Genomic DNA, 24,703 nt, shown 5'->3' on the forward strand with positions numbered 1-24,703 from the left:
GCAAAGTCGGGCTATTTTTTACTTGTCGTTTTTCTTAACAGTTTCATCCATAAATTTTTCCGTTACTTCAGGCTTATCCTCATCCTTATTATCATTAAACCTGAGCAACCCATTGGCATTATCTGAGTCGTTATCCCTTGCTATGGTAGAGTGTCCCTCTGAATGTGTCAACTTTGGGACATCATGGAAATCACGTCCATTGGCTTCACTGGTATTCGCCTCATCTGGTTTACTAACCTGTTTGTCTGCATTGACAGACAGATCTTCGGCAGTATGTGGCTTATTTTCTATAGCTTTCTGCCTTTTTTCTTCTACTGATTTATCTGCTTTCATAGTTCTACTTATTTATGTACAAGTAGTAGTAAGAAAAAATTATGCCTTACTTTCCTGTTTCCAGGAATAATATAGGATGATGGCAAATGGTACTAGCCAAATCAGATCATTAGTTACATTGACCCAGCCAAATACCCAGGGTAGTTCACCTCTCCAGGCATATAGAACCAAACCCACAGGTCCAAATAACTTACCCAGAAAACCTACCAGTATGATGGGCCAATGTCTTACAGGATCAAATGCAGCAATGTAATACCCCAAACCATATACACCTACAATCATACCTACCGACTGCCATATACCAGGATAGTTTGGTTGTACCATACCTACCAGATCAAAAAAATGATGGGGGAACAATACTATCCAGCTTCCCCAGAGTATATTATAGATTCCTGCCAGCTTTAGGGTAATTTTCATCCAGGCAGGTACCGTAGTAACACGATTTATGGGATTCATTATCTATCTGACGAGTTTCTCACTCAAAATAAGAGAAAACTCTATCACTTCATGAATATCTGATCTATTCATAAGTAAGTTAGATTTAATAGAGACGCACATTTTTCTCATATTTTACAGAATTAGCCTATTTCTCACACAACTCAGGATAGTAGTTATTTCAGATGTAGCTGTACCCCTGCTGAAACGCCAAAATAATAAGGTTGTATACGCAAATATCTCATAGGATCAGCATAGGTATTCAGCGAATATCTGAAGTTAGGCTCTATCCACCCTTCCAGTCTGTGACCGAAAAAATGCGCAATACCATATCCAATTAATACATGAGTCTGAATACCTGATACTTTTTCATTCGTACGATAAATAGATCCTTGCAAACCTCCCAAAGCATAATGACGGAAGCCCTTGAGCATGCCAACCTGATACAATACATCCAGGCGTCCTCCAACGTTTTGCTGGATGGACTTCATTTCATAGGTATCTTTTCTATAGGTTGAAATGATAGTAACTCCCGTACTGCTATCTGTTCTCACATACGTTGACGTAGGATACAAACTCTTTGAATTATATTGTAACTGCTGTTCCTGACGATAGTAGAAAATTCCACCGCGTAAACGCAGTCTCTGATTATAGACATATTCAATACCTGCCTGCCATTGCCAGCCCATACGTTGAGCAGCCATAGACTTGCCTAACTTGACTTGGTCTACCCATATGGAATCGGTAGTAACAGGTGAAACCATATAATAACTATTTGAATGTGTATAACTCACATATACACTCCATCTGCTTATTGGCAATTTAGAGTCTTTGGGTGTTATCTTTGGTATAGAAACATTGATTAAAGAAATTTTATTATCAGTTGCTTCTAAAGGACGATATTTCAGTTTTGACAAAACACTGATGTGTTCACTTTCAGATAATAAAAATTGTTTATCGGCACTCTCATTGTATTCATAGTTAAGTATACCTGTATTTTCATCTCTGGTATTACCATGAGATAGTATTTTGGTCTTTATTTCACCCTTAACAGAATATTGTTTGTTTGAAGAGGTATAAAGTTTCTTTGAAACAACGAATTGTTTATCTTTTTTCCCTTTTATGAGCGGCTGTTTCTCAGCAGAGGACAATACACTATGTCCTTCATTTCTTAAAAGCTGTTTTTCCGATCTGACTATAATGCCAGACAAAGTATCCTCGGGAATAAAATCATTAGTATTCAAAGTTTTGTTGCCAGTGGTTTCCTTAGAAGAATAAATATCAGAAGTCTTTTTAGGTACGACGTTCTTGGTAGGCTTTCTGGTATTGGAAGTCAGAGACCGATTAGAAACAGGATCAGCAGTTACAGAGTTTATAGTATCACCTTTATGTAATCTGTTTGTATAAGCAATAGTATTTTCAGTGGCAGGTTTAACTCTGTTACTCAGTTTATTATCAGTGTTCCTTAGAACCCGCTTTCTTTGGTGACGAGTAAATTTATTTTCAAAATTATCCTGAATAGGAAGACCTATTTTTGTGTCGCTGTCTATAGTCCTATCAGCTAACATATTCTTTCCATTTGTAGAATAGCCAGAAGCTTTTTTGATATCAGACAAACCTGTGTCCTTTAGCTGGGAGGTATTTGTATATTCAGATACAACAGGATCTGTTGACTGCACAACAGGCTTCTCTTGTACTCCAGTAAATAAACGATGATCCGAAATAGTCAGACGTCCCAGACAAAACATCATTACCAGAATTGTATTTAATGTAATAAGTCTGCCATTTTGCCAAAAGAGATCCTGCCACGTCGGATGTCCCAACGTTTTCTGTATATTTTTCCATACCGCCTCATCCGGTTCGGATGTAAAGTCATCGAACCTGTTCTGGAAGAATTCTTTTTCGTTATCGTTAGGTTTGTTGCTCATAGTTCACGATTCCTAACTCTTTTAGTTTTTTCTTTAATACATCTCTCGCTTTAAACAATTGAGAGCGTGAGGTATTCTCAGATATGCCCAACATCTGTCCAATTTCAGCATGGTCATATCCATCGATTACATATAGGTTAAATACCATTCGATACCCATCAGGTAACGCGTTGATCACTTTTACAATCTCTTCATTGGACAACTGTGCCATTAACTTCCAGTAATCATCATTGCTATGGGATATATCCTGGTAGTCGACAGTTTGCGGATAATGCAATTGTGACCGGTAATAATTCAATGCCGTATTTGTGACAATTCGTTTCATCCATCCTACTATAGCATCGGGATTACGTATTTCTGCAATGTTTCTGAAGATCTTTATAAACGACTCTTGTAGAATATCTTCCGCTTCCTCTGTATTCTTGGCATACCGACGGCAAATACCCATCAAACGGCTTTTATACTTTTGGTAAAAAGCCGTTTGAGATTTAGGATCATTTTGCTGGCAACCTAAAATCAGTTCTTTATCAGACATCTATATTCTAACGATCAAATCATTTCGGATAACCTCATTATTCCAGAGTCATAAGATGTTTATGACTCTGGAATAATGAGGTATAGTAAGGGTCTATTTAATATCAAAATAGACAGTTGCTTTTTGTGTGCAGGAACTTGGGGTAACACATACACTATACTGGAGCGAATCTTTTCCTACAAAACCTGGATTTGCTTTAAATACAACTCTATTATCTCGTATTGAAGCGGTTCCATTTGAAGGCTGCTCAGCAATACGTATTCCATGATAAACACATCTCAAATCGTCATTCTTCAGCACAGGAAAACTTGCTCCTTTTGTGTACAAGGAGTCAGATAGGAAAGCAGGTTTATAAGCAATTGTATCACTATTCAGAATATTGGTACAGGCACCTGCATTAATCTGAAGAGAAACTCTCGCTGTATCACATACAGAGCCCTGGCAAATACGATAGTGGATATAATCCATACCTACATAATCACTATTAATTGTATATAAACCATAGAATATCTTGTTACCAGATACTTCTGCACTACCATATTGAGGTGCTGAAATAATAGTTAACACTGGCGCAACTTGTCCTGAACACAATGCATCATTTGCCAATACATCCAGAAATAGGCTATACGCTGTCTGAATAGCAAATGAATCACTCACAGCCTCCAGACAATTGGATATATTTTGACCAACTTGAATAGTTACAACAGCCATGGCGCAGGAACCTGTACTACTACAAACCTGATATATAAAGTAATCAGACCCTTCATAGTTACTATAAGGAGTGTATACAATCCTCTTATTTTGAATGCTGACCGTACCATGTTCAACAGCTCTGATTATATTCAGCGTTGCACTGTCTAGTGTTCCTTCACAAAAACTATCATTGCCAAGCACATTCATCGTGATCGGAGTGTTGAGGCTGGTAGTGAAGTTATCTGAGATAACGCCATTACTACAGGGAATAGAGTCAGTAGGCGTAAACTTGATAATAACTGTATCTACTATAGAAATAGGGCTAAGAGAATCACCAGAACTAACAGTAAGCAGAAAATAGTCTGAGCTTACATTTTTGGTTGTGTCCGGAAAATATAACAAGGTAGCATCCTGTATAAAGCTAGCTTTTCCGTTTATCGGTTGTTGTGTAATACGAAAACCTGTTGCCCCCTTATACTCTTCCATTTCCAGAAGGTTTAGAGCTAATCCCGTCTTTGGTGTTGTGTAGAGTGTCGTTCCATTTTGTGGCGAGGGGGGAGTAAGGCTGCCATCTTTGTTAATAATATCGCACGCATAAATAAACAAGGCAATAAACGCAACCAGCCACCAATAACTTTTTATATTTTTCATATAGATAATGTGTGTCAAAAATAAGATATAAGATCACAGATAAACAGTTCTCGAGATTGCTATCTGCTATAAAGACCCCTACCCTTTTTGAAACGTTGTCTATACATTGAAAAAAATAAAAAATGCTGTCAGGTCATACAATATTTTTATTAATGTAAATCAGAGATAAGACAATATACTTACATTTTTACACTATACTTATTTTTGCCAACCTAACCAACAAGCCTATCTGTCCCAAGTGATATACATCATGCTCAATAATTCCTTCCAGTAAAAACTTAAGTGTATATTGTTTAGGTCCCAGGCGCTTTGCCAGTAAGGTATCTGGCTGATTCTGTAATAAAGTAGTAATATCATCCTGAGACTGTGCTAAATTTGCTTTAAGACTTTCCCATCCTATGCCTTTTACATCTCTAAAAGGAGGCCATTCTTCTTCACTATCGAATTTAACATTGTATTCATCATTCCCTTTCAACCATTGAATCAATGCATTTCGCCAAATGGTCATATGGGCGACAATTTCAGCAATGCAATGTACTTCAGGTCCCACTTTGTAATAGGCGTCCTTTGTTGTGATCACATTTACCTTCTGAAGGACAGAATCTCCATACCAGGGTTCTCCATTATAAATATTTTCCAGTTGCTGAACCAGGCTTTGCAGTTGCATAAGTGTAAGATATTTTATATAATCTTGCTATACGACTCAAGTTCTGGATAAGTTTTCTATTATCAAAGGTTATTTATGAAATTGCATCATACCTCCAAAAACAAATAAAATCAAGCTAGATAGCCATATTACTATATGAACATTATTCAGCAATTCCCTTCATTTATCTATCTGAATTTTGATGAATAATAGACGTAACCAGACTCCCCTAGCTATAGATGCTATATATTTCACTCAAATAAATATTTCTCACTAACACTTTTTAATAAATAAGCCTATAATCAAACTATCACTATTTTCATGTAATATATCTGCTAAATCCGAAACAGATTAAAACTATACCTTTGTATAATTTTGCGGATTTTTACTCTGTATTTATTTTATATTATTATTAAATATCTTATCCCTGAAATATTTATGGAATAAACGATTGTTTACATCTATTACTGGAAAGTTTCTTTTACTACAAAATTACATACATTACTTCTATAAAACCTCTAACTATTTATCTCAATTAATCTATAGTCAACTATGCCCATCTCTACAAGTTATTTCCCTTTACAATTCAAGAAATCATACTGGCTGGTATTGGTATTATACCTACTATATTTTCCAGGTTGGTCTCAGAATTTACAACAAGGCTTGGTTGCCTGCTACCCATTTGAAGGCAATGCAAATGACTTTAGTGGCAATAGCAATAATGGCTATGTGAATGGAGCAACTCTCACTACAGGACGTCATGGCGAACCTAATAGTGCCTACTTATTTAATGGGAAAGGTAACTACATTGAATTATACTCTGCCAGATTGAAAAACCCTAGTTATAGTTATTCATTATGGGTAAAACCTGTCAAACTACCCAGCACTGGAGAAGCTAGCATTATCTTCTCCATGGGAAGTACAGGAGGCGATCAAAATTTATCTATCAATAATAGTTACGCCAATATGCCTTCTGGGTATGGAGGTGGAGGATATAGCATTCCTGGTTCGGACCCCATTTAATGTATTTGTTCTGACAGGTACACTTCCAACAGTAGGAGAATGGATACATCTTGTAGTTACCAGAGATCAGAATGTTCTTAAATTCTATCATCAGGGTATACTAGTAGGATCAGATGAAACAAAAGGAGGCGCTACCTATTATGGTAGTGGTACAGTCAGAGCCATACTAGGTGGACGTTCTACATTGACTCAATTCTTCAATGGAGTGGTAGATGATCTCACTATTTATAACCGGGCACTCACAGAAGAAGAAGTAAAACAGTTGTACATCTCCGGTTTGCCTTGCTCTTATTATACAGATAAGCTCCAAACAACTATCAAAGGCCGCATTTATTCAGATGAAAATCAAAATTGTGCTTTTGACAACACTGATAAGCCTTTGAAGCAGGTTCTGGTAGTTACACAACCTGGTAATTACTATGGCATTACAGATTCCACAGGCTATTATCAAATCTCTGCAGATACAGGTACTTATACAGTTAGTCAGCTCATTAATGCAACTGACAATCAATTTGTACAGCCACTTTGTCCAGCCAATAATGTATCTGCATCTGTTACACTTAAAAATAGAGGTGATAGTGTGACAAATGTCAACTTTGCCAATAAAGTCACATTACTTCCTCATCTGGAAAGTGCTGTAAACTCAGATCGCCGTCGCAGATGTTTTACCAATGAAACGTTCGTAACCTACACAAATAATGGTTATGCAGCAGCTCAAGGTGTGAAGGTATATGTCAAAATGCCAAAGTATGTAATCTTTAAATCAGCGGATAAACCATATACCATTGATAAAGACTCAAACTATGTTTTTGATATTGGCATACTCAATGCCAGTGAAACAGGGGCTATCCATATTATTGATTCAGTATCCTGTGTTGCAAACATTACAGGATTGACAGCTTGTACTAAAGCGTGGATCACTCCTGCTAATGGATATACTCTTCCAGAAAACTCACCATGGGATAGCTCAGATATCTCACTTACTGCTAAATGCATAGAAAATGGTCGTGTTCAGATGATTATTAAAAATGTGGGGCAAGCAGCTATGGCTGATAGCACAGAATTCAGAGTGTACCTAAATGCTCAATTAGCTTTCCGCAAAAATTACCTGTTAGCAAAAGGCGACAGCCTGATACTAAAAATCCCTGCTAATGGTAAAACTATTCGTCTGGAAGCAGATCAAAGAACTGGCCATCCGCGTAAATCACAAACCAATCTTACTATTGAAGGGTGTGTATCATCAGTAAGTGATGTGGTCAGTAAAGGCTTTGTAGATGTATTACCTCAGGATGATGCAGAACCAGAAGTATCCATCAACTGCCTGATGATACGTGATTCATACGATCCAAATGATAAACAGGTTAGCCCTGCAGGTACAACCAATGATCATTATACATCACCAGGCTCTGAATTAAAGTATACTATCCGATTCCAGAATACAGGAACGGACTATGCTTATACTGTGGTATTGATTGATACACTCTCGGAAAATCTGGATCTTTCCTCATTACATATGAGTGCGGCTTCTCATAAATATACCTTGAAAGTGAGCGGCAAAGAGAAACCTGTTTTGATCTGGACATTTAATAACATTAATCTTCCAGACAGCACCCTAGACCAGGCAGGAAGCAATGGATTTGTTCAGTTTTCGATTAAACCTAAGGCAAATCTGCCAGAAAAGACATTGATTGAGAACTTTGCAGATATCTTCTTTGATTACAATGAGCCTGTTCGTACTAACACCACCGTAAATGTTATATACGATGTACCAAAGGTGATTAATCCTGCAATTCAACTGAATGAGAGCATTATTGATAGGGTGATGGCAAGTGAACCAGAAGTACTGAGAGGCAAGATTTCATTGTATCCAAACCCTACCCAGAATCAGTTATGGATACAGGCTACTGATGCAACTGTGCGTATTGAACAGGTTACCGTTTATAATATGTTGGGAGAGAAACAAGTTATTTCCTATACGCAATCAACCACGCAGACTCTGGAAGTAAAGTTGGGTGAAAAATCAAGAGGCATGTATCTGCTTAGCATTCAAACCAACAAAGGCACATCTATCCAAAGGATAATAGTACAATAAACAGTATTTCCTCTGTAGCTTTTCAATCATACCAATACTCCTGCATCAATTCGTTTATGCAGGAGTATTTCATTTTGTACTAATGAACTGTTAAGAACATAAACTTTAGCACTCTTGACAAGTTTAGTTATAATTATCAAAGTCAGTTTTACGTTCTGCTCCACCAAATGCTAAACAATTATCTTTTTCAACTTTCTTATCCATCACATTGTTCAGATTGGATAAATGCTTTAGTGACTATTCATCATTATCGTTATCATGCCAGTTATTATTGATTTGCATTTGTTGTCTATCACTCCACTTATCCAGATCCTCCCCTGATTCCTTCTTTATAAATTCTTTGTATTTCTGAAATACAGTATCAGGCAGTGTCTTTCCATTTACTACCATCTTTTTATTAGTGAGTTTCAAGCTATAACTATCCGCATTATTTATTAGTCCATCTTTCTTTAATTCACTGACAAAAAGCTTCATAAACTTATTATGCTTTTCCATTGCTTTCTCATGCTCCCGCATCTGTTCGTCATGTCGTTTCATCTGCTTTGCATGTTCTACCATTGCCCGCTCATGTGCTTCTTCCTGTTTTTTGTGCTGTTGCTCCCGAGTTCTGGCATTTACTTCATTTCTCAGATAAATATCATTCTCTCTCACTTCCTGTTCTAACTCTCTCTGATATTGTTTTAGCTCCTGCAAATAATCCCGCAGATTATCTCTGTATTGTTTACCAGCATCACTCTGTATTCTTTGTAGCTTTTCCTGTTGTTTTTGAGACAGTTGCAACATCTTATCTGAAAGAACATTCATCTTTTTCTTTACTTCTGCTATATGGTCATCATCAGGAGAACGTTTGCTATAAAGTCGGGATAACTCATCTCCCAGTCTACTTATTTTATCTCCCATCTCTCCTATTTCATTGCTGAACTCTGAGTCAAAGCCTATAAATGGAGGCATAGGAGGAAATGGTGGAACCGGAGGTACTGGGGCTACTGGAGGAACAGGTTCTACAGGTGGGACTGGTGGTACAGGAGGTACAGCCAGAAAACTACCCTCATATTCTTCATCCTCCTCTTCTTCTACTTTATCTTTACGGTATTTATCCATTTTATAGCCTTCAGCCAGTTTTTCATCGTCTTCTTTTGCTTCATTTAATTTAGATTCAATAACCTGTTTGTAATTTTTCAATTCTTCTTTCTTCAGTTTTTTCCCATCAACCACTACCTCTGTCACTGCACCCTTCTTATCCTTTACAATAATGATCTCCCGAACTACCTTATTGGTATCTGTGAAAGTACTGTAATATGTTGTATTACCGGATAAACGCTCTGGTTTATCATCAGATACGGATTTAGTAGCCAAAGCAACTGGACGTTCCTGTGAAACAACCTCTTGATTAGCTGTGTTTTTCAGATTAGAAAAGGCACTGGCAGATGCAGCAACCAGACAGAGCATTAATACACCTGAAACTAATAGTCCTTCATTGAATGTCGGCTTTTGAGGAGACTGCTGAAGTAACCGCTGAATACGCCCCAACAAAGAACCTTTGTTTCCTGTTGCAGCCATAGCCAGTTGAGGTACCGTTTGCATCACTTCCAGATTAGTCAGTGCCTGAGCAAAAGTAAGACTATCACCACTAAGCTGTACAGCCATATCATCACAGCAATGCTCACGTTCCTGGCGTATTATACCTGATATCCACCAGATAGCAGGATGGAAAAATAATAAGATCTCAATGATTGATTGAAATATGTTTACCCAATAATCATTGCGTACTATATGTGCTAATTCATGTGCCAGAATCGCTTCTACCTGCTGCGTAGAAAGACCTGTGAAAGTACCTACTGGCAATAGAATAACAGGTTTGAAATAGCCAATCGCCATTGGAACTTTGACAAGCACAGACTCCATCATCTGTACTGAACGAGTCAATCCCATCTTATGACTTAATATTTGTGTTTTATTTATCCATTCCTGAGAGACATCCAATGTTTTATAATTTTTGAGGCGTTGCACATACAACATTCCTCCCATAAATCGTAATGTCAATACCAGAATACCTAAAACCCAGAGCGTCACTAATAATGGCAAATGTTCCTCAAAATAGCTATACCAGCGATCCTGCATTTGTCCCCAAACTGTAGTGGCAGTGGAAGTGTGGAGCTGATTGTATTGTTGAGCCACAGCCAGGCCAGTTGCTATTTTTCCTCCTGTCGATTCATTTTGTAAAGCTTGTCCTGAAAAATTGGGATCTACTATTTCGTTTGATTCATACACACTATAGAAGGTGATTCCAGCTACCAACAAAATAGAAAATAAAGCAGAAACGGCGACGAAATACCGGGCCTGAGCAGAACTCCGATTCATTAGTAACATAACTAAAGCCATTAGAATTGCGATGACAGCCCCTTGCCATAATGAATGCAGCAGAGTCCAGCCAATAGCTTCTGTCAACTTAGGGGATAAAAGAGAAGAAAGCATAGTTTTCATAAGCAATAGTATAAATATAGTGACCTGAAGATTTTAAATAGGAGAATAATTTACTGGATTTAGTAAAGTCTATAGCCCCATACTAACCTGTTTTTATCGTATGTCTTTTATAAGAAACCTAGTGCCATAATTATATTCAGGATGGTTTTTTCCCTCTCATCTGTTCCAGTAGACGCTGAATTTCAGCAAGCTCTTCTGAAGATGTTTTATTATTTCCCAGAGCCTGCATTACCAACTTCATAGCGGATCCCCGAAAAGTGGTATCTATAAACTTATCAAGCAGTGTTTTCTGTATATCCTCTTCTTTCACAGCTGCCATATAGATATGTGTCCGATTTTCTTCGTTACGTGTTACCAAGCCCTTCTCCGCCATAATTTGCATAATCTTGAGAGTGGTTGTATATACAGACTCTTTTGACTGAGTTAGTTGTTCATGAACATCTCGTACAGTAGACTCCCCTTTTTGCCATAAAACTTGTAAAACCTCCAACTCTGCTTCGGTTGGCTTTGGAATAGGATTTTGCATGATCAATATGTGTATTATATCTACGATTCATTTCGTAGTCAAATATACTACGATTGCTTTCGTATTTCCAAATTTATCTACGAAATTTTTCGTATATGTTTACTTTATTTGGTAGAATACATTAAAATAGAAGTTGGAACTTACTAGCAGTATTTCTTTTCAGGTTTTTTTTGGAAGTTTGTACCAGCCTTAGCCTTTGGGAACATGAACCTTTTTGCTGTCTTTCTTTATTTAGATGTTCACCTTATTTATGAGGCTTTCTTTACAATTATTTGATTTCTCACAAAAAGTTAATTATCAAACAGAAGTTCTTTCCGGCCTTACAGTTGCATTAGCGTTAATTCCTGAAGCCCTTGCCTTTGCCATAGTAGCAGGTTTATCTCCTATGATTGGTTTGTATGCAGCCTTTATTATGGGCTTCATCACTTCTGTATTTGGAGGAAGACCAGGTATGATTGCAGGAGCAACTGGAGCCGTTGCAGTTGTGCTGACTTCACTTGTCAAAGATAATGGACCTGAATATGTTTTTGCAACGGTTATACTGGCAGGCCTGCTCCAGATAACAATTGGTATATTCCGGTTGGGAAAGTTTATACGGTTGGTACCTCAACCTGTAATGTATGGATTTGTCAATGGATTAGGTATTGTCATTTTTCTTGCTCAGCTTACTCATTTCAAGACGACTGATTCAACAGGAGTACAGCACTGGATTACAGGTCCCCCCCTATGGATTATGCTTGGTCTGGTAATACTTACACTTCTTATCATTATCTGGCTTCCACGTTTTACTAAAGCCGTTCCGTCCTCTCTGGCTGCTATTCTGATTGTATCAGGTATTGTACTAGGTTTTGGTATTGAGACTAAAACAGTAGGTGATGTAGCATCTATTCAGGCTGGCTTTCCTCCAGTCCATATTCCTCAAGTTCCTTTGCAATGGAAAACACTAATCATTATATTCCCCTATTCTCTTGTGGTAGCCTGTGTAGGTTTAACGGAGAGTCTTTTGACATTGAATCTTATTGATGAAGTTACACAAACACGAGGACGTGGTAATAAAGAATGTGTAGCTCAGGGACTTGCAAATATTACCTGTGGGTTCTTTTATGGGATGGGAGGTTGCACCCTGGTAGGCCAAAGTATCATAAATATATCTGCGGGAGCACGTGCCCGGTTATCAGGTATTGTAGCATCTGTTATGCTTTTGGTGTTCATTGTCTTCTTTGCTAATATCGTTGAAAAGCTACCTATGGCAGCCTTGACAGGTGTAATGTTTATGGTAGCGGCCACTACTTTTGCATGGGCCAGCCTAAAGGCATTTGGCAGAATGCCCTTAGCAGATGTATTAACTATGGTGATTGTAGCAGTTATTACAATCATTCTTCATAACCTCGCTCTGGCAGTTCTGATTGGTGTCATCATTTCAGCATTAGTTTTCGCCTGGGAAAGTGCCAAAAGAATACATGCAAAGAAATATAGAGACAAACAGGGAGTACAACATTATGAATTGTATGGACCTTTATTTTTTGCTTCTGTAACTGCTTTTTCAGGGATTTTTGATGTGTCCACAGATCCGGCAGAGGTAGTTATAGACTTCAAAGAAAGTAGAGTAGCTGATATGTCAGGAATTGATGCACTTGACAAACTCACAGAACGCTATCAAAAGGCGGGAAAAAAGCTTCACCTGAAACATCTAAGTCCGGACTGTCGTCAATTACTAAAGAATGCAGAAAAGATTGTTGAGGTAAATATCATTGAAGATCCTAGTTATCAGATCGCAGTAGATACCAAATAGGCTCCTGTATGTTGAATTACTTTATAATCATATTTCATCAGAGTGGCATGTATTTTTAGATTTCTATAGAAGTTTTTTTTATCTTCTCAGAATAAACTAATACTGTGATGAATATTCCTATGAATAACCGAAACATTGCGATAGCTTCAACGCTGTTATCAGCAGCAGCAATTGGAGCATATGCTATATTACATAAATCAAACAATCATTCAGAATTACCTGTCGAAGAATCAGTAGATCTGGATCGCTACCTGGGAGAATGGTATGAAATTGCTCACTTGCCTTTTAAGTACGAAAAAGGTTGTTATGGTGTAAAGGCAATTTATGCCAAACGGGATGATGGAGATATTGATGTGTTGAATATATGCCACAAAGACTCTCTTACAGGCGAGTTAGATATTGCCAAAGGGAAAGCCTGTGTAGTAGATAAGAAGACTAATGCCAAGTTAAAAGTTACATTTGCCTGGCCTTTTAGTGGTGATTACTGGATATTGAAGGTTGGAAAGAAATATGATTTTGCATTAGTAGGTACACCTGACAGAGACAACCTCTGGATTTTAAGCCGTACACCAGAAATGGATCAAAACCGCCTTGAAAAACTACGTACTCATGCTCAAAATCTTGGGTTTGATACATCCAAGCTAATTTATACTACACAAGTAGAAGCGTAACAGCAATTTGTCATATGTAACAAGGCAATATGTAACAAGACAATATATAGTCGAACTACTATACATTGTCTTGTTGCCACAAAAGCTGATTCCTCAGAATATCCCTAGTCTTGTAGCTTGCCCTATTAATGCAGGCCTACTGATGTAATATGGTTCAATAAATCTAACCATAATATATCTGCTCTTCTGTAAAGTAACTGGTTTTACCAGATACATCTTTCTGCTGAATTATAAATCCTGTGGTTGTTTTGTCTAAATCCTTACGATGCACTCTCATAAAAGTCCTTCCTTCTCCAGACACTGCATCAGGGGTTAACTTTCTGATCTCATCTACTCCCCATTGTAGTGTTAAAGGGATCTGTTTATGTAATGATACGATAATCTCATCTGGTAGTTTATTACATAATGAGGCAGGATCTACTTTTATATCATAGAGAATCTCATCTGCATATGCATTACCAATGCCTTTCATTACCGCTTGATCAATTAAAAAAGCTTTTACTGGCTTACCGTGAAAGCGTCTAAGAGCAGATTTAAAATCATCTAAAGTTAAAGATCCTAACAATGCATCTGGCGTTGAGTCTTTAGCTAGGTTAACTATTACCTTTGCCCAACGCTGGGGATCTGTAATTACAACAAATTTTCCATCATTGAATCCAAAAGCTGCAATTTTATAGGAAATACTTTCCAAGTCTTCACTGATAGCAGTACCTCCCTTCAACATCAGATGTACACCAAAATGAACATCTTCTCCAAAGTGAAAGAACATTTCTTTACCGATTGTTTTTACTTCACTCAATGTCTTATTGAGTACATTTTCTTCAAACACCTGAGAGGCATCGCATCTCTTTCCATGAAAAATTCGAACAGACGTAAGTGTCTTTCCTTTAAAAGCTTTGGTGAGATTTTCTGAGAAAACAGTTAAATCAGGTAATTCCGGCATAAGATCAGAGTATAGATATGGAAAGTAAAGCTACAAAAGACGACGAAATATTCCTCTATACTAATACAAACAAAAAGCCCGTTACCAATACTTGATAGCGGGCTTTTGTATAAACTTATCTATAAAATCCTCCACTCTTTCGAGCGGGAAATAAATTATTTTCCAACTTCTTCGTAATCTACATCTGTTACTTCGGAATCTTTTCCAGAATTGGTATTACCTTGTCCCTGACCTGCATCAGCTCCAGGCTGTTGACCTGCTGCTCCAGCAGCATTATACATTTCTTGAGAAGCAGCCTGCCATGCATTGTTCAGCTTTTCCATTGCAGCATCTATAGCAGCAATATCACGACTACCATGTGCAGTACGCAGATCTGTTAATGCAGATTCAATAGCAGATTTATTTCCATCAGAAAGTTTATCACCATAATCTTTCAGCTGTTTTTCAGTTTGGAAGATCAGCGAATCAGCAGCATTTACTTTCTCTACTTTTTCTTTTTCTATTCTGTCAGTCTCTTCGTTTGCTTTTGCTTCATTACGCATTTTTTCGATTTCAGCATCAGTCAAACCAGATGAAGCTTCAATACGGATTTTCTGCTCTTTGCCCGTTCCACGATCTTTAGCAGAAACGTGCAATATACCGTTAGCATCAATATCGAAAGTTACTTCAACCTGAGGCACACCACGTGGTGCAGGCGGAATACCATCTAAGTGGAATCGTCCAATAGTACGGTTACCACTTGCCATCTGGCGTTCTCCTTGCAGTACATGTATTTCTACTGAAGGCTGATTATCAGACGCCGTTGAGAACACCTCTGATTTTTTAGTAGGAATAGTAGTATTAGACTCAATCAATTTGGTAAACACACCACCTAAAGTTTCAATACCCAAAGAAAGTGGTGTTACATCCAACAATAACACATCTTTTACTTCTCCAGTGAATACACCACCTTGAATAGCAGCACCTACAGCAACTGCCTCATCTGGGTTAACATTCTTGGAAGGTTTCTTTCCGAAGAACTTTTCAACTTCTTCCTGAATACGTGGGATACGAGTAGAACCACCTACCAGAATAACTTCAGTAATCTCAGAAGTAGAGAAACCGGAATTTTTCATAGCACGACGGCAAGGTTCTAATGTACGCTGAATCAGATCATCGCACAGTTGCTCAAATTTTGCACGTGTCAAAGTACGAACCAAGTGCTGAGGAATACCATCAATCGGCATGATATATGGTAAGTTCACCTCTGTTTGAGTAGAGCTGGATAATTCAATCTTAGCTTTCTCAGCAGCTTCTTTCAAACGTTGTAAAGCCATTGGGTCTTTACGCAGATCTATTTTCGGATGATCTTTCTGGAATTCTTCAGCCAGCCAGTCAATAATCTTCTGATCAAAGTCATCACCACCCAGGTGAGTATCCCCGTCAGTAGACTTTACTTCAAATACACCATCACCCAACTCTAAAATAGAAACGTCAAACGTTCCACCACCCAAATCAAATACAGCAATTTTCAATTCCTGGTTTTTCTTGTCCAGACCATAAGCCAGTGCCGCAGCAGTAGGCTCATTGATGATCCGTTTTACAGTCAAACCTGCAATCTCACCCGCCTCTTTTGTAGCCTGACGTTCTGCATCATTGAAGTAAGCAGGTACTGTAATAACAGCTTCGGTTACTGTTGTTCCCAGATAATCTTCAGCTGTAGACTTCATTTTCTGAAGAATCATAGCTGATAATTCTTGAGGAGTATATTGACGATCACCTATACGTACACGAGGTGTATCATTTGGTCCTTTTTCAACCTGATAGGAAACACGACCTGCTTCTGTTGTAACTTCAGAGAAGCGTTTTCCCATAAAACGTTTGATAGATTGAATAGTATCTTTAGGATTTGTGATAGCCTGACGTTTTGCAGGGTCTCCTACCTTCCGCTCACCATTTGCTAAGAAAGCAACAATAGAAGGTGTAGTACGTCGTCCTTCACTATTTGGAATTACAACCGGCTCGTTACCTTCCATTACAGCAACGCAGGAGTTTGTAGTACCTAAGTCTATTCCAATAATTTTTCCCATTGTTATAACTAGTTTGATAGTTGAATATTCTGTTTTGTAACGATCTTAATCTAACAAGAGCTGTGCCATTACCAGAACTTACAACTTATTTTAGGCTATCGGCAAGACAAACCACGTACATAACACACTGAAAAACAAATAATTAACGCAAAAACCGATAAATCCAGCTGACAAAGCATCCATAAATCCGGAGCATTTCTGATGACATAATGACAGTTTTGTATTCTTCGAAAAGTAAATTTACTGCCGAATTAACGTAAAGTATGTCATAGCTAACTACTCTGGTAACCTCATCCTCCAGTAAAGTCATCTGAATTTGTCATTATTTCTTACATATCAATTTTCCTTTTTGTCAGACGTAGGAATAAAATTTTCTACATTGTTTTAAACTTTATACAATTTTGTAAATCTAAGGTTGTATATTTTACTCTAAAGCAACTTTTAAATATAAATTATGCGATTTTACTCACATTCTGTTAGCGATGAACGCTCAACATAAGTTATACTCAATCTGTACTTTAGTACTACTATTATTTACTTTTTCTGCTCAGGCTCAGAACCTGCAATTAACAGGACTCCTCTCAGATCAAAAAGATCATTCACCTTTGATTGGAGCAACTGTCATGCTTGCTCCACAGGCAGACACTACCAAAAAGGTTTATATATTAACAGATGTAGAAGGTCGATTCACCTTTGCATCACTCTCAAATCAGACATACATACTATCTGTAAGTTATCTAGGGTATGAACCATTCAAACAGACTGTATTTGTAACATCACCTAAACAAGATCTGGGTAATCTACAGATCAATCCTAAAACCACCCAATTAAATGAAGTTCAGATCCGGGCCAAACGATACGAAGAAAGAACTGTCCAGAAAGGCGATACAACAGAGTACAATGCGGGTGCCTTTAAAACCAATAGAGATGCCAGTGCAGAAGATTTAGTTACTAAAATGCCTGGTGTATCAATGGAAAACGGAGCAGTGAAGGCTCAAGGCGAAGATGTAAAAAAGGTCTTGGTAGATGGTAAAGAATTCTTTGGAGATGATGCAACCCTAGCCTTACGCAATCTGCCGGCAGAAGTGATTGATAAAATTCAGGTATTTGACCGAATGAGTGAGCAATCACAGTTTACCGGTTTTGATGACGGGCAATCTGTAAAGACTATTAACATTGTTACTAAGGCAGATAAACGTAACGGCAAATTTGGGAAGATATACGCTGGGTACGGCACAGATGACCGCTATCAGGCTGGTGGTAATCTCAATATCTTTAAAGGAAGTAACAGAATTTCTATTCTGGGGTTATCTAACAATATAAATCAACAGAACTTTGCGACACAAGACTTGGTAGGTGCCTTTAGTAGTGGTGGTAATCAACGAGGCGGAGGTGGAAATCGTGGAGGTGGTGGAGGCCAGGGAGGAGGCGGAAATAATGCCTCCAACAACTTTCTGGTAGGACAACAAAGTGGTATCTCAACAACCAATTCACTGGGACTTAATTACTCAGGAAACTGGGGTAAAAAGGTAACGATAAACGGCAGTTATTTTTTTAATAAAGCAAATACTCAGAATCAGACATTACTGAATCGTGAATATTTCATTGATGCTGATTCAAGTCAATATTATACTACCAATACTTTTTCTGGAAACACAAACTGGAATCACCGTTTTAACTTGAGAATTGAGTACAAAATAGACTCAGCCAATTCTATTGTATTTACACCAAGACTCAGTTTTCAAACCAACAATTCAATAAGCAACACCCTGGGTCGTACCCAATTGTCAGATGGCAACTTACTGAATGACATCACCAATACTTATAACTCTGATAGAAAAGGATATACTATTGGAAACGAGATTTTGTACAGACATCGTTTCACCAAGCAAGGCAGAACATTTTCTTTTGGAATTAATACCGGTTGGAACAAAAACGATGGAAATAATCGCCTGTATTCATTAGCTCACTATTATACAGATGAAATAGCTACTCAGGAAACAACTGATCAAGTATCTATATCCAATACAGATGGCTATACACTGTCAGGTAATGTGGTATATACAGAACCAGTAAGTCGTAAAAGCCAGTTACAGTTCAATTATAATTCATCTTTCACTCAATCAAATGCTTTAAAGGAAACGTATGATTATGATGAAAATACAGATTCTCACAGTAATCTGAATCCAAGTTTATCCAATACATTTGACAATCAGAATTATGTAAATCGGGCGAGTGTTGGGTATCGGATCAACGACAAAAAACTTAACATGATGGCTAATGTAGGGTTTCAGAAAGCTGACCTTATTGGCAATCAACTTTTTCCAATAACCAATAAAATTAATCGGAGCTTCTATAATGCATTACCTTCTTTGATGCTTAATTATAAGTTTACCACCAGTCGAAATATTCGTATATTCTATCGCACGTCAACCAATCTTCCGTCAATCACGCAGTTGCAAAATGTCATCAATAACAACAACCCGCTTTTACTTACAGGTGGTAACTCCAATCTGAGACAAGAGTTTGTTCATTCGTTTATGGCACGTTACTCTGCTGCTCAACCCACAAAAGGCAGAACATTGCTGGCTATGATCTCTCTTACACGAACTAACAACAATATAGGGAACTCCACATTTATTGCCACTAAAGACTCAGTATTAACTCAGGATATAACCTTAAAAAAAGGTGCTCAATTATCAACCCCAGTTAATTTGAATGGATCATGGAGTGCACGTTCATTATTTACGTATGGTTTACCAGTGGGTTTTCTGAAAAGCAATCTCAATCTGACATCAAGTGTTACGTACAATAACACACCTGCCTTAATCAATACTGCTATCAATACATCCAACAGTTACACACTTAGTCAGGGCTTGACTTTAAGTAGTAACATAAGCGAAAAAATAGATTTCACCCTTGGCTACACAGGCAACTATAATATAGTACGTAATACACTGCAACCTCAATTGAACAACAATTACTTTTATCATCTGGCAAATGGTAAGCTCAACTGGACATTTGGGAAGGGGTTTGTATTGCAGAATAATGTCAGCTATACCCAATATTTCGGTCTGGAAGGTGGATATAATCAAAGTTATGTACTCTGGAATGCAAGCTTTGCAAAAAAATTCCTCAAGGATCAGAATGGAGAATTGAAACTCTCAGTGTTTGACTTACTCAATCAGAATAACAACATATCCCGTAATGTAACGGAAACATATATAGAAGACTCACAAACACAGGTGCTAAAGCAATACTTTATGCTTACCTTCACCTACACTCTGAGAAGTTTCGGAAAAAAATAGAATAAAGAATTCAAATCCTTTTCCAGTAGAATCGTGTACATAATGCTGCTGGAAAAGAATTCGGAAATGTAATAGCTAATGCAACCATTTAATCTAAGATCGTGTCTTGACTAAAAAACGTGATCTTATGAAACCTGCTTTATTTATTGTAAGTCTCCTGCTATTTCTAGCATGTTCTAAAGATGAATCTACATCTGCAGACCTAAAAGCCAACTCATCTCGCTGGGCATCCAATCAATTAGTAAATTATACCTTCACTCAACGATTAAATTGTTTCTGTATCAGAGGAGGTGAAAAGATGACAGTAATAGTACAAAATAACCAGATTGTAGATGTGAAAGATACTAATGGAGTTAGCTTGCCTGCAGATTTGCAAAAAAGCTATAAAACCATTGATGAACTTTTTCAGCTCATCCAAACTACAGATCCTAAAAGCGTGGCTGTTATCAAAGTTACCTATGATGATGTATTAGGATATCCTAAGTCTATCTATATAGATAAGAGCGAACAAATGGCGGATGAGGAGATTGGCTATGATTCTGAAAATATATCCCATTAGGACTACTAATCGCATAAACTGATTCCTTTGCCACATGGAATCAGTTATTTATTTTCACCTCATAGATAACAGGCCAAAACTTACCAGTAATATAGACTGTATTTCGTGTCGAATCATAGGCAATACCATTCATTTCCAAAGCTGAAGGGTTTTTAGCCTTGGCGTCATAGACAAGAGTAGAAAAATCCAGCCGACCTGCCACTTTGCCTGTACCAGGATCTATTTTAACAATAAAGTTTGTTGTATAGACATTTGCATAAATAAATCCATTAATATATTCCAGTTCATTAAGATTTGTGACTGGATTTCCGTTCTCTATAACTGATAATACTTTCTCAACTTTAAAAGATTTTGGATTCAGATAGGTTAGTTTGTTAGAACCATCGCTCATAATTAAAGCGGTACTGTCTGTAGTAAATCCCCATCCCTCACTACTTGGAAAGGTAAATGTTCCGATTTGCTTGAAAGTAGTGGCATCATATATAAATCCAATCTTTGTTCGGTATGTGAGTTGGTAAAGTTTATCATGCAGGAATACAATGCCTTCCCCAAAATATTTGTTTCGATCAAGTTCTATTTTCTCTTCCATCTTACCATTAGCGAGATCTACAACTCCTACCAGAGATCGTGTTTGTTGTAATTCACTAGGTGATCCTGTGCTTTCATATAACTTACCTTTATACATCAATAAACCCTCAGTAAATAAAGTAGCGTCATGTGGATAGGTTGTTAGTACACCATAATTGAGAGCAGAAACTGAAGATATTGCCGTTGTAGAAGTTTCATCTGTATGAGTCTCACTCGTACATCCCACAAGTATGCTAACTAGAATTACTCCCCAAAGTATGTATGATCTTATCATGTATTTGTATTCAATTGATATATGTGTCAAAAGTACAATGCGAGATTTTCTCATCAAAACAACAGGACAAAGAACACAATAAATTACACTTTATTAAAAAAAATGGGATACCACAAAACAAATAATTATTCAATCACTTATTTTACGCAAACTTTATATGTGTGTATTTTTCCATTTTTATCTGACACTTTCTTGAACCTCCAAAGACTATCTTGCATTTTTATTTTATTCTGTAGCACCTCCACATCTTTTGGATGGGGATTTTATGCCCACAAACAGATTAACAGATTAGCCATTTTTGGCCTTCCCCCTGAAATGATCTCATTCTATAAACATCACATTGTGTTTATTACAGAGAATGCCGTTAATCCAGATCGCAGGCGTTACATTGTGCCAGGAGAAGCTGTAAAACATTATATTGATATGGAGGCGTATGGTGATAGTGCTATTTTTAAACTACCACGTAACTGGAAGGATGCGATAAAACACTATACAGAAGATACGCTTCAGACCCATGGTATTGTTCCATGGTGGGTTATGCAAATGAAGTTTCAATTGACAGAAGCTTTTCTTCAACGCAATCCCAAACGTATTTTAACATTATCAGCTGATATAGGACATTATATTGGAGATCTGAATGTACCATTACATACTACCCGGAATTATAATGGGCAACTTACCAACCAGCATGGTATCCATGGATTATGGGAAGCACGCATACCAGAGTTATTTTCCCCAAATTATGACTTCTGGATAGGTCAGGCGCATTACCTGTACCATCCACAACAACGTATATGGCAAGCATTGCAACAGGCGAATAATGCTGTAGACTCAGTATTACGTTTTGAGAAGCTAGTTTCCCAAAAATTCTCAGATGATAAAAAATACAGCTTTGAACAGCGAGGTGCCACAACGCAACGTGTATACTCACGAGACTATGTAAACGCCTATCATCATATGCTTAATGGCCAGGTTGAACGGCAGATGCGTATGGCAATTGAACTTGTCCGTGATTTCTGGTTTACCTGCTGGGTAGATGCAGGACAACCTGATCTTTACCCTCTTTCGGTATTTGAATTTTCTCCTTCAGAATCAGATTCTATAGAAAGAGCTAAACAATTATGGGATAAAGGAAATCTTAAAGTCCGCCCACATGAGAATAGCTCCCAACTAGCCAATCCGGAAAAATATCCTTTTCTGGAAAGACCTCTTTATGTCAGACGACGCAGCTATTATTCTGCCTAGAAAAAGTTAACACCTTGAACTATTTCAACATTCAATTTAAATCTACCAGCTTTTTTTACTTATTTTTACCCGAACAGAAAAAATATTTATAACCCCTATATATCACTATGAAGTTTTGTACTACTATCGTTTATAGTTTTCTATTTGCGTTTATCCCATTTGTAATCTACAGTCAGAATTTTACAACATCCAACCTTCCTATTATCATCATTGATACTCATGGTCAGACAATAGTTGATGATCCCAAAATCATTGCAGACATGGGTATGATAGATAATGGTCCAGGGACCATCAATAAAATCACAGATAACTGGAATAATTATACTGGTAAAATTGGCATAGAAATCCGGGGTTCCAGTTCACAAATGTATCCTAAGAAATCATATGGCTTTGAAACACGAGATCCATCTGATACAGAAGAGAGTCATGATGTTTCTCTATTAGGTCTACCTGCTGAAAACGATTGGATTCTTTATGCACCTTACAGTGATAAGAGTATGTTAAGGGATGTTATTGCGTATCATCTTTCCCAAAGAATGGGATGGTATGCAAGCCGTTTTCGATATTGTGAACTGGTTGTAGATGGAGAGTACAAAGGTGTTTATATTCTGCTTGAAAAAATCAAACGAAATTCCAATCGGGTTAATATTTCAAAATTAAAAAGTACAGACAACTCGGGTGATAATGTTACAGGAGGTTATATACTAAAGATAGATAAGACAACTGGAACTATAGGAGGAGGCTTTGACTCTCAATATCAGCCCAATCTCCCGTCTGGAACAAATCAGGGACAGAAGATTACTTTTCTATATGAATACCCAGAACGGAATGATCCACCTAAAGGGGATGATATTACTCCTGAGCAGGAACAATATATTCAGGGATTTATGCATGCTTTTGAAAGTAGCCTGAAGGGCAGCAATTTCGCAGATTCTGCTCAGGGAGGATATCGCAAGTATATTAATACAGCTTCTTTTATTGATTATTTTCTCCTAACAGAAGCAGTATTTAATGTCGATGGTTATCGTATAAGTACGTTCATGCATAAAAATAAGGACAGTAAAGGAGGATTATTAACTATGGGTCCAGTATGGGATTATAATATTTCACAAGGGAATGCTGATTACTATAATGGCAATAAAACAGATCAGTGGGCATATCGAATGAATTATTCATTTTCTACAGATAACTCATTAGTTCCTTTCTGGTGGGAACGTCTACTGGAAGATACAAGATATAGAGATGAAGCAAAGTGCAGGTGGATTACACTACGCAAAGGAGCATTTTATACAGACTCTCTGATGCATTTTATAGACTCATTGGCTACTATTCTACAGGAAGCGCAAAACCGTAATTACCAGAGATGGCCAATCTTAAAAGAATATGTATGGCCTAATGCTGTCATTCCCGGTAGCTATCAGGGAGAGGTAGATTATCTGAAAACCTGGCTGACTACCCGACTAGCATGGCTAGACTATGCAATTCCAGGGGTATGTGATGCACTTGCAACTGAAAATGAAAATAAGTCAAGTCAGGTCTATCTCTATCCTAATCCATCATCTGGTGATGTATATATCCAATTTGATCACCTCACTGAAAACACACCTATTACAGCAGAAGTATATAATATGTTGGGACAAAAAATTGCTACTCAGTCTTTTAAATGGACAAACACTCCCAAATTACTACCTGCTTCACAATTGTCGCCAGGAATACTGCTTATAAAACTGTATATAAGAGATACACTTATTTCTACTAAAAAGGTCATTAGAAGCAATTAAAGGAACTATTTTTTACAAGAACCTTCTTTAATTATGTAGACTCTAATTTTGTAGAAAAACTATCTATGTAAATTATGATAGGGAGATAGTCTTACTTGCATCATTTTACTATTATCCTACATAATTA

At 37.4% G+C, this 24,703-nt stretch carries 19 protein-coding genes; 8 read left to right on the forward strand and 11 right to left on the reverse strand.

Translation table 11 applies throughout. The annotated features are described in order from the left end of the window. Positions 1-18 precede the first annotated feature (18 nt). From QNI22_RS06760 to QNI22_RS06785, 6 genes are all read right to left on the reverse strand, one after another. Complete coding sequence (locus QNI22_RS06760) at positions 19-333, reverse strand: hypothetical protein (RefSeq protein WP_313974631.1); 315 nt, start codon at positions 331-333, stop codon at positions 19-21. A 39-nt stretch (positions 334-372) separates the two neighbouring features. Continuing rightward, a complete protein-coding gene (locus QNI22_RS06765) occupies positions 373-789 on the reverse strand; it encodes an alkyl hydroperoxide reductase (RefSeq protein ID WP_314509878.1) in 417 nt (138 codons plus the stop codon). Between the two features lie 155 nt (positions 790-944). Beyond that, positions 945-2,696 (reverse strand): hypothetical protein, encoded by a 1,752-nt coding sequence (locus QNI22_RS06770; RefSeq protein ID WP_314509879.1) that lies wholly within the window; start codon positions 2,694-2,696, stop codon positions 945-947. After that, complete coding sequence (locus QNI22_RS06775) at positions 2,680-3,231, reverse strand: RNA polymerase sigma factor (protein ID WP_314509880.1); 552 nt, start codon at positions 3,229-3,231, stop codon at positions 2,680-2,682. Before QNI22_RS06775 ends, QNI22_RS06770 begins: the two co-directional genes overlap by 17 nt. 93 nt (positions 3,232-3,324) lie before the next feature. Then, complete coding sequence (locus QNI22_RS06780) at positions 3,325-4,575, reverse strand: Ig-like domain-containing protein (protein ID WP_314509881.1); 1,251 nt, start codon at positions 4,573-4,575, stop codon at positions 3,325-3,327. 187 nt (positions 4,576-4,762) lie between these two features. Further along, the gene (locus QNI22_RS06785) at positions 4,763-5,242 is read right to left on the reverse strand and encodes a DinB family protein (RefSeq protein ID WP_314509882.1); all 480 of its coding nucleotides are present in this window, start codon (positions 5,240-5,242) and stop codon (positions 4,763-4,765) included. Between the two features lie 531 nt (positions 5,243-5,773). On the opposite strand from QNI22_RS06785, the gene QNI22_RS06790 reads away from it, so the two are divergent. Both QNI22_RS06790 and QNI22_RS06795 read left to right on the forward strand, forming a co-directional pair. Then, entirely contained in the window at positions 5,774-6,244 is a 471-nt protein-coding gene (locus QNI22_RS06790) for a hypothetical protein (RefSeq protein ID WP_314509883.1), read from the forward strand. After that, complete coding sequence (locus tag QNI22_RS06795) at positions 6,201-8,336, forward strand: T9SS type A sorting domain-containing protein (RefSeq protein ID WP_314509884.1); 2,136 nt, start codon at positions 6,201-6,203, stop codon at positions 8,334-8,336. Before QNI22_RS06790 ends, QNI22_RS06795 begins: the two co-directional genes overlap by 44 nt. Before the next feature lie 237 nt (positions 8,337-8,573). Here the strand turns inward: QNI22_RS06795 and QNI22_RS06800 are convergent, their stop codons facing one another. Together QNI22_RS06800 and QNI22_RS06805 are read right to left on the reverse strand one after the other, a co-directional pair. Continuing rightward, complete coding sequence (locus QNI22_RS06800) at positions 8,574-10,811, reverse strand: M56 family metallopeptidase (RefSeq protein WP_314509885.1); 2,238 nt, start codon at positions 10,809-10,811, stop codon at positions 8,574-8,576. A 145-nt stretch (positions 10,812-10,956) separates the two neighbouring features. Next, positions 10,957-11,346, reverse strand: coding sequence for a BlaI/MecI/CopY family transcriptional regulator (locus tag QNI22_RS06805; protein ID WP_314509886.1), 390 nt, complete (start codon positions 11,344-11,346; stop codon positions 10,957-10,959). Between the two features lie 250 nt (positions 11,347-11,596). Here QNI22_RS06805 and QNI22_RS06810 point away from each other — a divergent pair, with 250 nt between their 5' ends. Together QNI22_RS06810 and QNI22_RS06815 are read left to right on the forward strand one after the other, a co-directional pair. Next, the gene (locus QNI22_RS06810; RefSeq protein ID WP_314509887.1) at positions 11,597-13,138 is read left to right on the forward strand and encodes a SulP family inorganic anion transporter; all 1,542 of its coding nucleotides are present in this window, start codon (positions 11,597-11,599) and stop codon (positions 13,136-13,138) included. 107 nt (positions 13,139-13,245) lie between these two features. After that, positions 13,246-13,809 carry a lipocalin family protein gene (locus QNI22_RS06815; RefSeq protein ID WP_314509888.1) on the forward strand — a complete coding sequence of 188 codons (564 nt, stop codon included), beginning with the start codon at positions 13,246-13,248 and terminating at the stop codon, positions 13,807-13,809. Positions 13,810-13,972: 163 nt separating this feature from the next. Here the strand turns inward: QNI22_RS06815 and QNI22_RS06820 are convergent, their stop codons facing one another. Both QNI22_RS06820 and dnaK read right to left on the reverse strand, forming a co-directional pair. Next, a complete protein-coding gene (locus QNI22_RS06820) occupies positions 13,973-14,752 on the reverse strand; it encodes a DNA-formamidopyrimidine glycosylase family protein (protein ID WP_314509889.1) in 780 nt (259 codons plus the stop codon). A gap of 155 nt (positions 14,753-14,907) precedes the next feature. Continuing rightward, a complete protein-coding gene (gene dnaK / locus QNI22_RS06825) occupies positions 14,908-16,821 on the reverse strand; it encodes a molecular chaperone DnaK (protein ID WP_314509890.1) in 1,914 nt (637 codons plus the stop codon). A 482-nt stretch (positions 16,822-17,303) separates the two neighbouring features. On the opposite strand from dnaK, the gene QNI22_RS06830 reads away from it, so the two are divergent. Together QNI22_RS06830 and QNI22_RS06835 are read left to right on the forward strand one after the other, a co-directional pair. Then, entirely contained in the window at positions 17,304-20,129 is a 2,826-nt protein-coding gene (locus QNI22_RS06830) for an outer membrane beta-barrel protein (RefSeq protein WP_314509891.1), read from the forward strand. A gap of 127 nt (positions 20,130-20,256) precedes the next feature. Then, positions 20,257-20,688 (forward strand): DUF6174 domain-containing protein, encoded by a 432-nt coding sequence (locus QNI22_RS06835; protein WP_314509892.1) that lies wholly within the window; start codon positions 20,257-20,259, stop codon positions 20,686-20,688. Positions 20,689-20,728: 40 nt separating this feature from the next. Here QNI22_RS06835 and QNI22_RS06840 read toward each other — a convergent pair whose 3' ends face one another. Then, a complete protein-coding gene (locus QNI22_RS06840; RefSeq protein WP_314509893.1) occupies positions 20,729-21,550 on the reverse strand; it encodes a glutaminyl-peptide cyclotransferase in 822 nt (273 codons plus the stop codon). 315 nt (positions 21,551-21,865) lie between these two features. Between QNI22_RS06840 and QNI22_RS06845 the strand changes: the two genes are divergently transcribed. Continuing rightward, positions 21,866-22,795 (forward strand): zinc dependent phospholipase C family protein, encoded by a 930-nt coding sequence (locus tag QNI22_RS06845; protein WP_314509894.1) that lies wholly within the window; start codon positions 21,866-21,868, stop codon positions 22,793-22,795. A 107-nt stretch (positions 22,796-22,902) separates the two neighbouring features. Then, positions 22,903-24,576 (forward strand): CotH family protein, encoded by a 1,674-nt coding sequence (locus QNI22_RS06850; RefSeq protein ID WP_314509895.1) that lies wholly within the window; start codon positions 22,903-22,905, stop codon positions 24,574-24,576. Positions 24,577-24,703: the final 127 nt, after the last annotated feature.

Source organism: Xanthocytophaga agilis (assembly GCF_030068605.1).
Taxonomy (GTDB): Bacteria; Bacteroidota; Bacteroidia; order Cytophagales; family 172606-1; genus Xanthocytophaga; species Xanthocytophaga agilis.

What these genes read in the sequence shown, in the direction of transcription:
- QNI22_RS06815 (WP_314509888.1), top strand. Translation starts at nt 13,246, where the DNA reads ATGAATATTCCTATGAATAACCGAAACATTGCGATAGCTTCAACGCTG.
- QNI22_RS06790 (WP_314509883.1), top strand. Translation starts at nt 5,774, where the DNA reads ATGCCCATCTCTACAAGTTATTTCCCTTTACAATTCAAGAAATCATAC.
- QNI22_RS06785 (WP_314509882.1), bottom strand. Translation starts at nt 5,242, where the DNA reads ATGCAACTGCAAAGCCTGGTTCAGCAACTGGAAAATATTTATAATGGA.
- QNI22_RS06780 (WP_314509881.1), bottom strand. Translation starts at nt 4,575, where the DNA reads ATGAAAAATATAAAAAGTTATTGGTGGCTGGTTGCGTTTATTGCCTTG.
- QNI22_RS06820 (WP_314509889.1), bottom strand. Translation starts at nt 14,752, where the DNA reads ATGCCGGAATTACCTGATTTAACTGTTTTCTCAGAAAATCTCACCAAA.
- QNI22_RS06845 (WP_314509894.1), top strand. Translation starts at nt 21,866, where the DNA reads ATGATCTCATTCTATAAACATCACATTGTGTTTATTACAGAGAATGCC.
- QNI22_RS06800 (WP_314509885.1), bottom strand. Translation starts at nt 10,811, where the DNA reads ATGCTTTCTTCTCTTTTATCCCCTAAGTTGACAGAAGCTATTGGCTGG.
- QNI22_RS06830 (WP_314509891.1), top strand. Translation starts at nt 17,304, where the DNA reads ATGAACGCTCAACATAAGTTATACTCAATCTGTACTTTAGTACTACTA.
- QNI22_RS06770 (WP_314509879.1), bottom strand. Translation starts at nt 2,696, where the DNA reads ATGAGCAACAAACCTAACGATAACGAAAAAGAATTCTTCCAGAACAGG.
- QNI22_RS06760 (WP_313974631.1), bottom strand. Translation starts at nt 333, where the DNA reads ATGAAAGCAGATAAATCAGTAGAAGAAAAAAGGCAGAAAGCTATAGAA.
- QNI22_RS06835 (WP_314509892.1), top strand. Translation starts at nt 20,257, where the DNA reads ATGAAACCTGCTTTATTTATTGTAAGTCTCCTGCTATTTCTAGCATGT.
- QNI22_RS06805 (WP_314509886.1), bottom strand. Translation starts at nt 11,346, where the DNA reads ATGCAAAATCCTATTCCAAAGCCAACCGAAGCAGAGTTGGAGGTTTTA.
- QNI22_RS06810 (WP_314509887.1), top strand. Translation starts at nt 11,597, where the DNA reads ATGAGGCTTTCTTTACAATTATTTGATTTCTCACAAAAAGTTAATTAT.
- dnaK (WP_314509890.1), bottom strand. Translation starts at nt 16,821, where the DNA reads ATGGGAAAAATTATTGGAATAGACTTAGGTACTACAAACTCCTGCGTT.
- QNI22_RS06840 (WP_314509893.1), bottom strand. Translation starts at nt 21,550, where the DNA reads ATGATAAGATCATACATACTTTGGGGAGTAATTCTAGTTAGCATACTT.
- QNI22_RS06850 (WP_314509895.1), top strand. Translation starts at nt 22,903, where the DNA reads ATGAAGTTTTGTACTACTATCGTTTATAGTTTTCTATTTGCGTTTATC.
- QNI22_RS06775 (WP_314509880.1), bottom strand. Translation starts at nt 3,231, where the DNA reads ATGTCTGATAAAGAACTGATTTTAGGTTGCCAGCAAAATGATCCTAAA.
- QNI22_RS06795 (WP_314509884.1), top strand. Translation starts at nt 6,201, where the DNA reads ATGGAGGTGGAGGATATAGCATTCCTGGTTCGGACCCCATTTAATGTA.
- QNI22_RS06765 (WP_314509878.1), bottom strand. Translation starts at nt 789, where the DNA reads ATGAATCCCATAAATCGTGTTACTACGGTACCTGCCTGGATGAAAATT.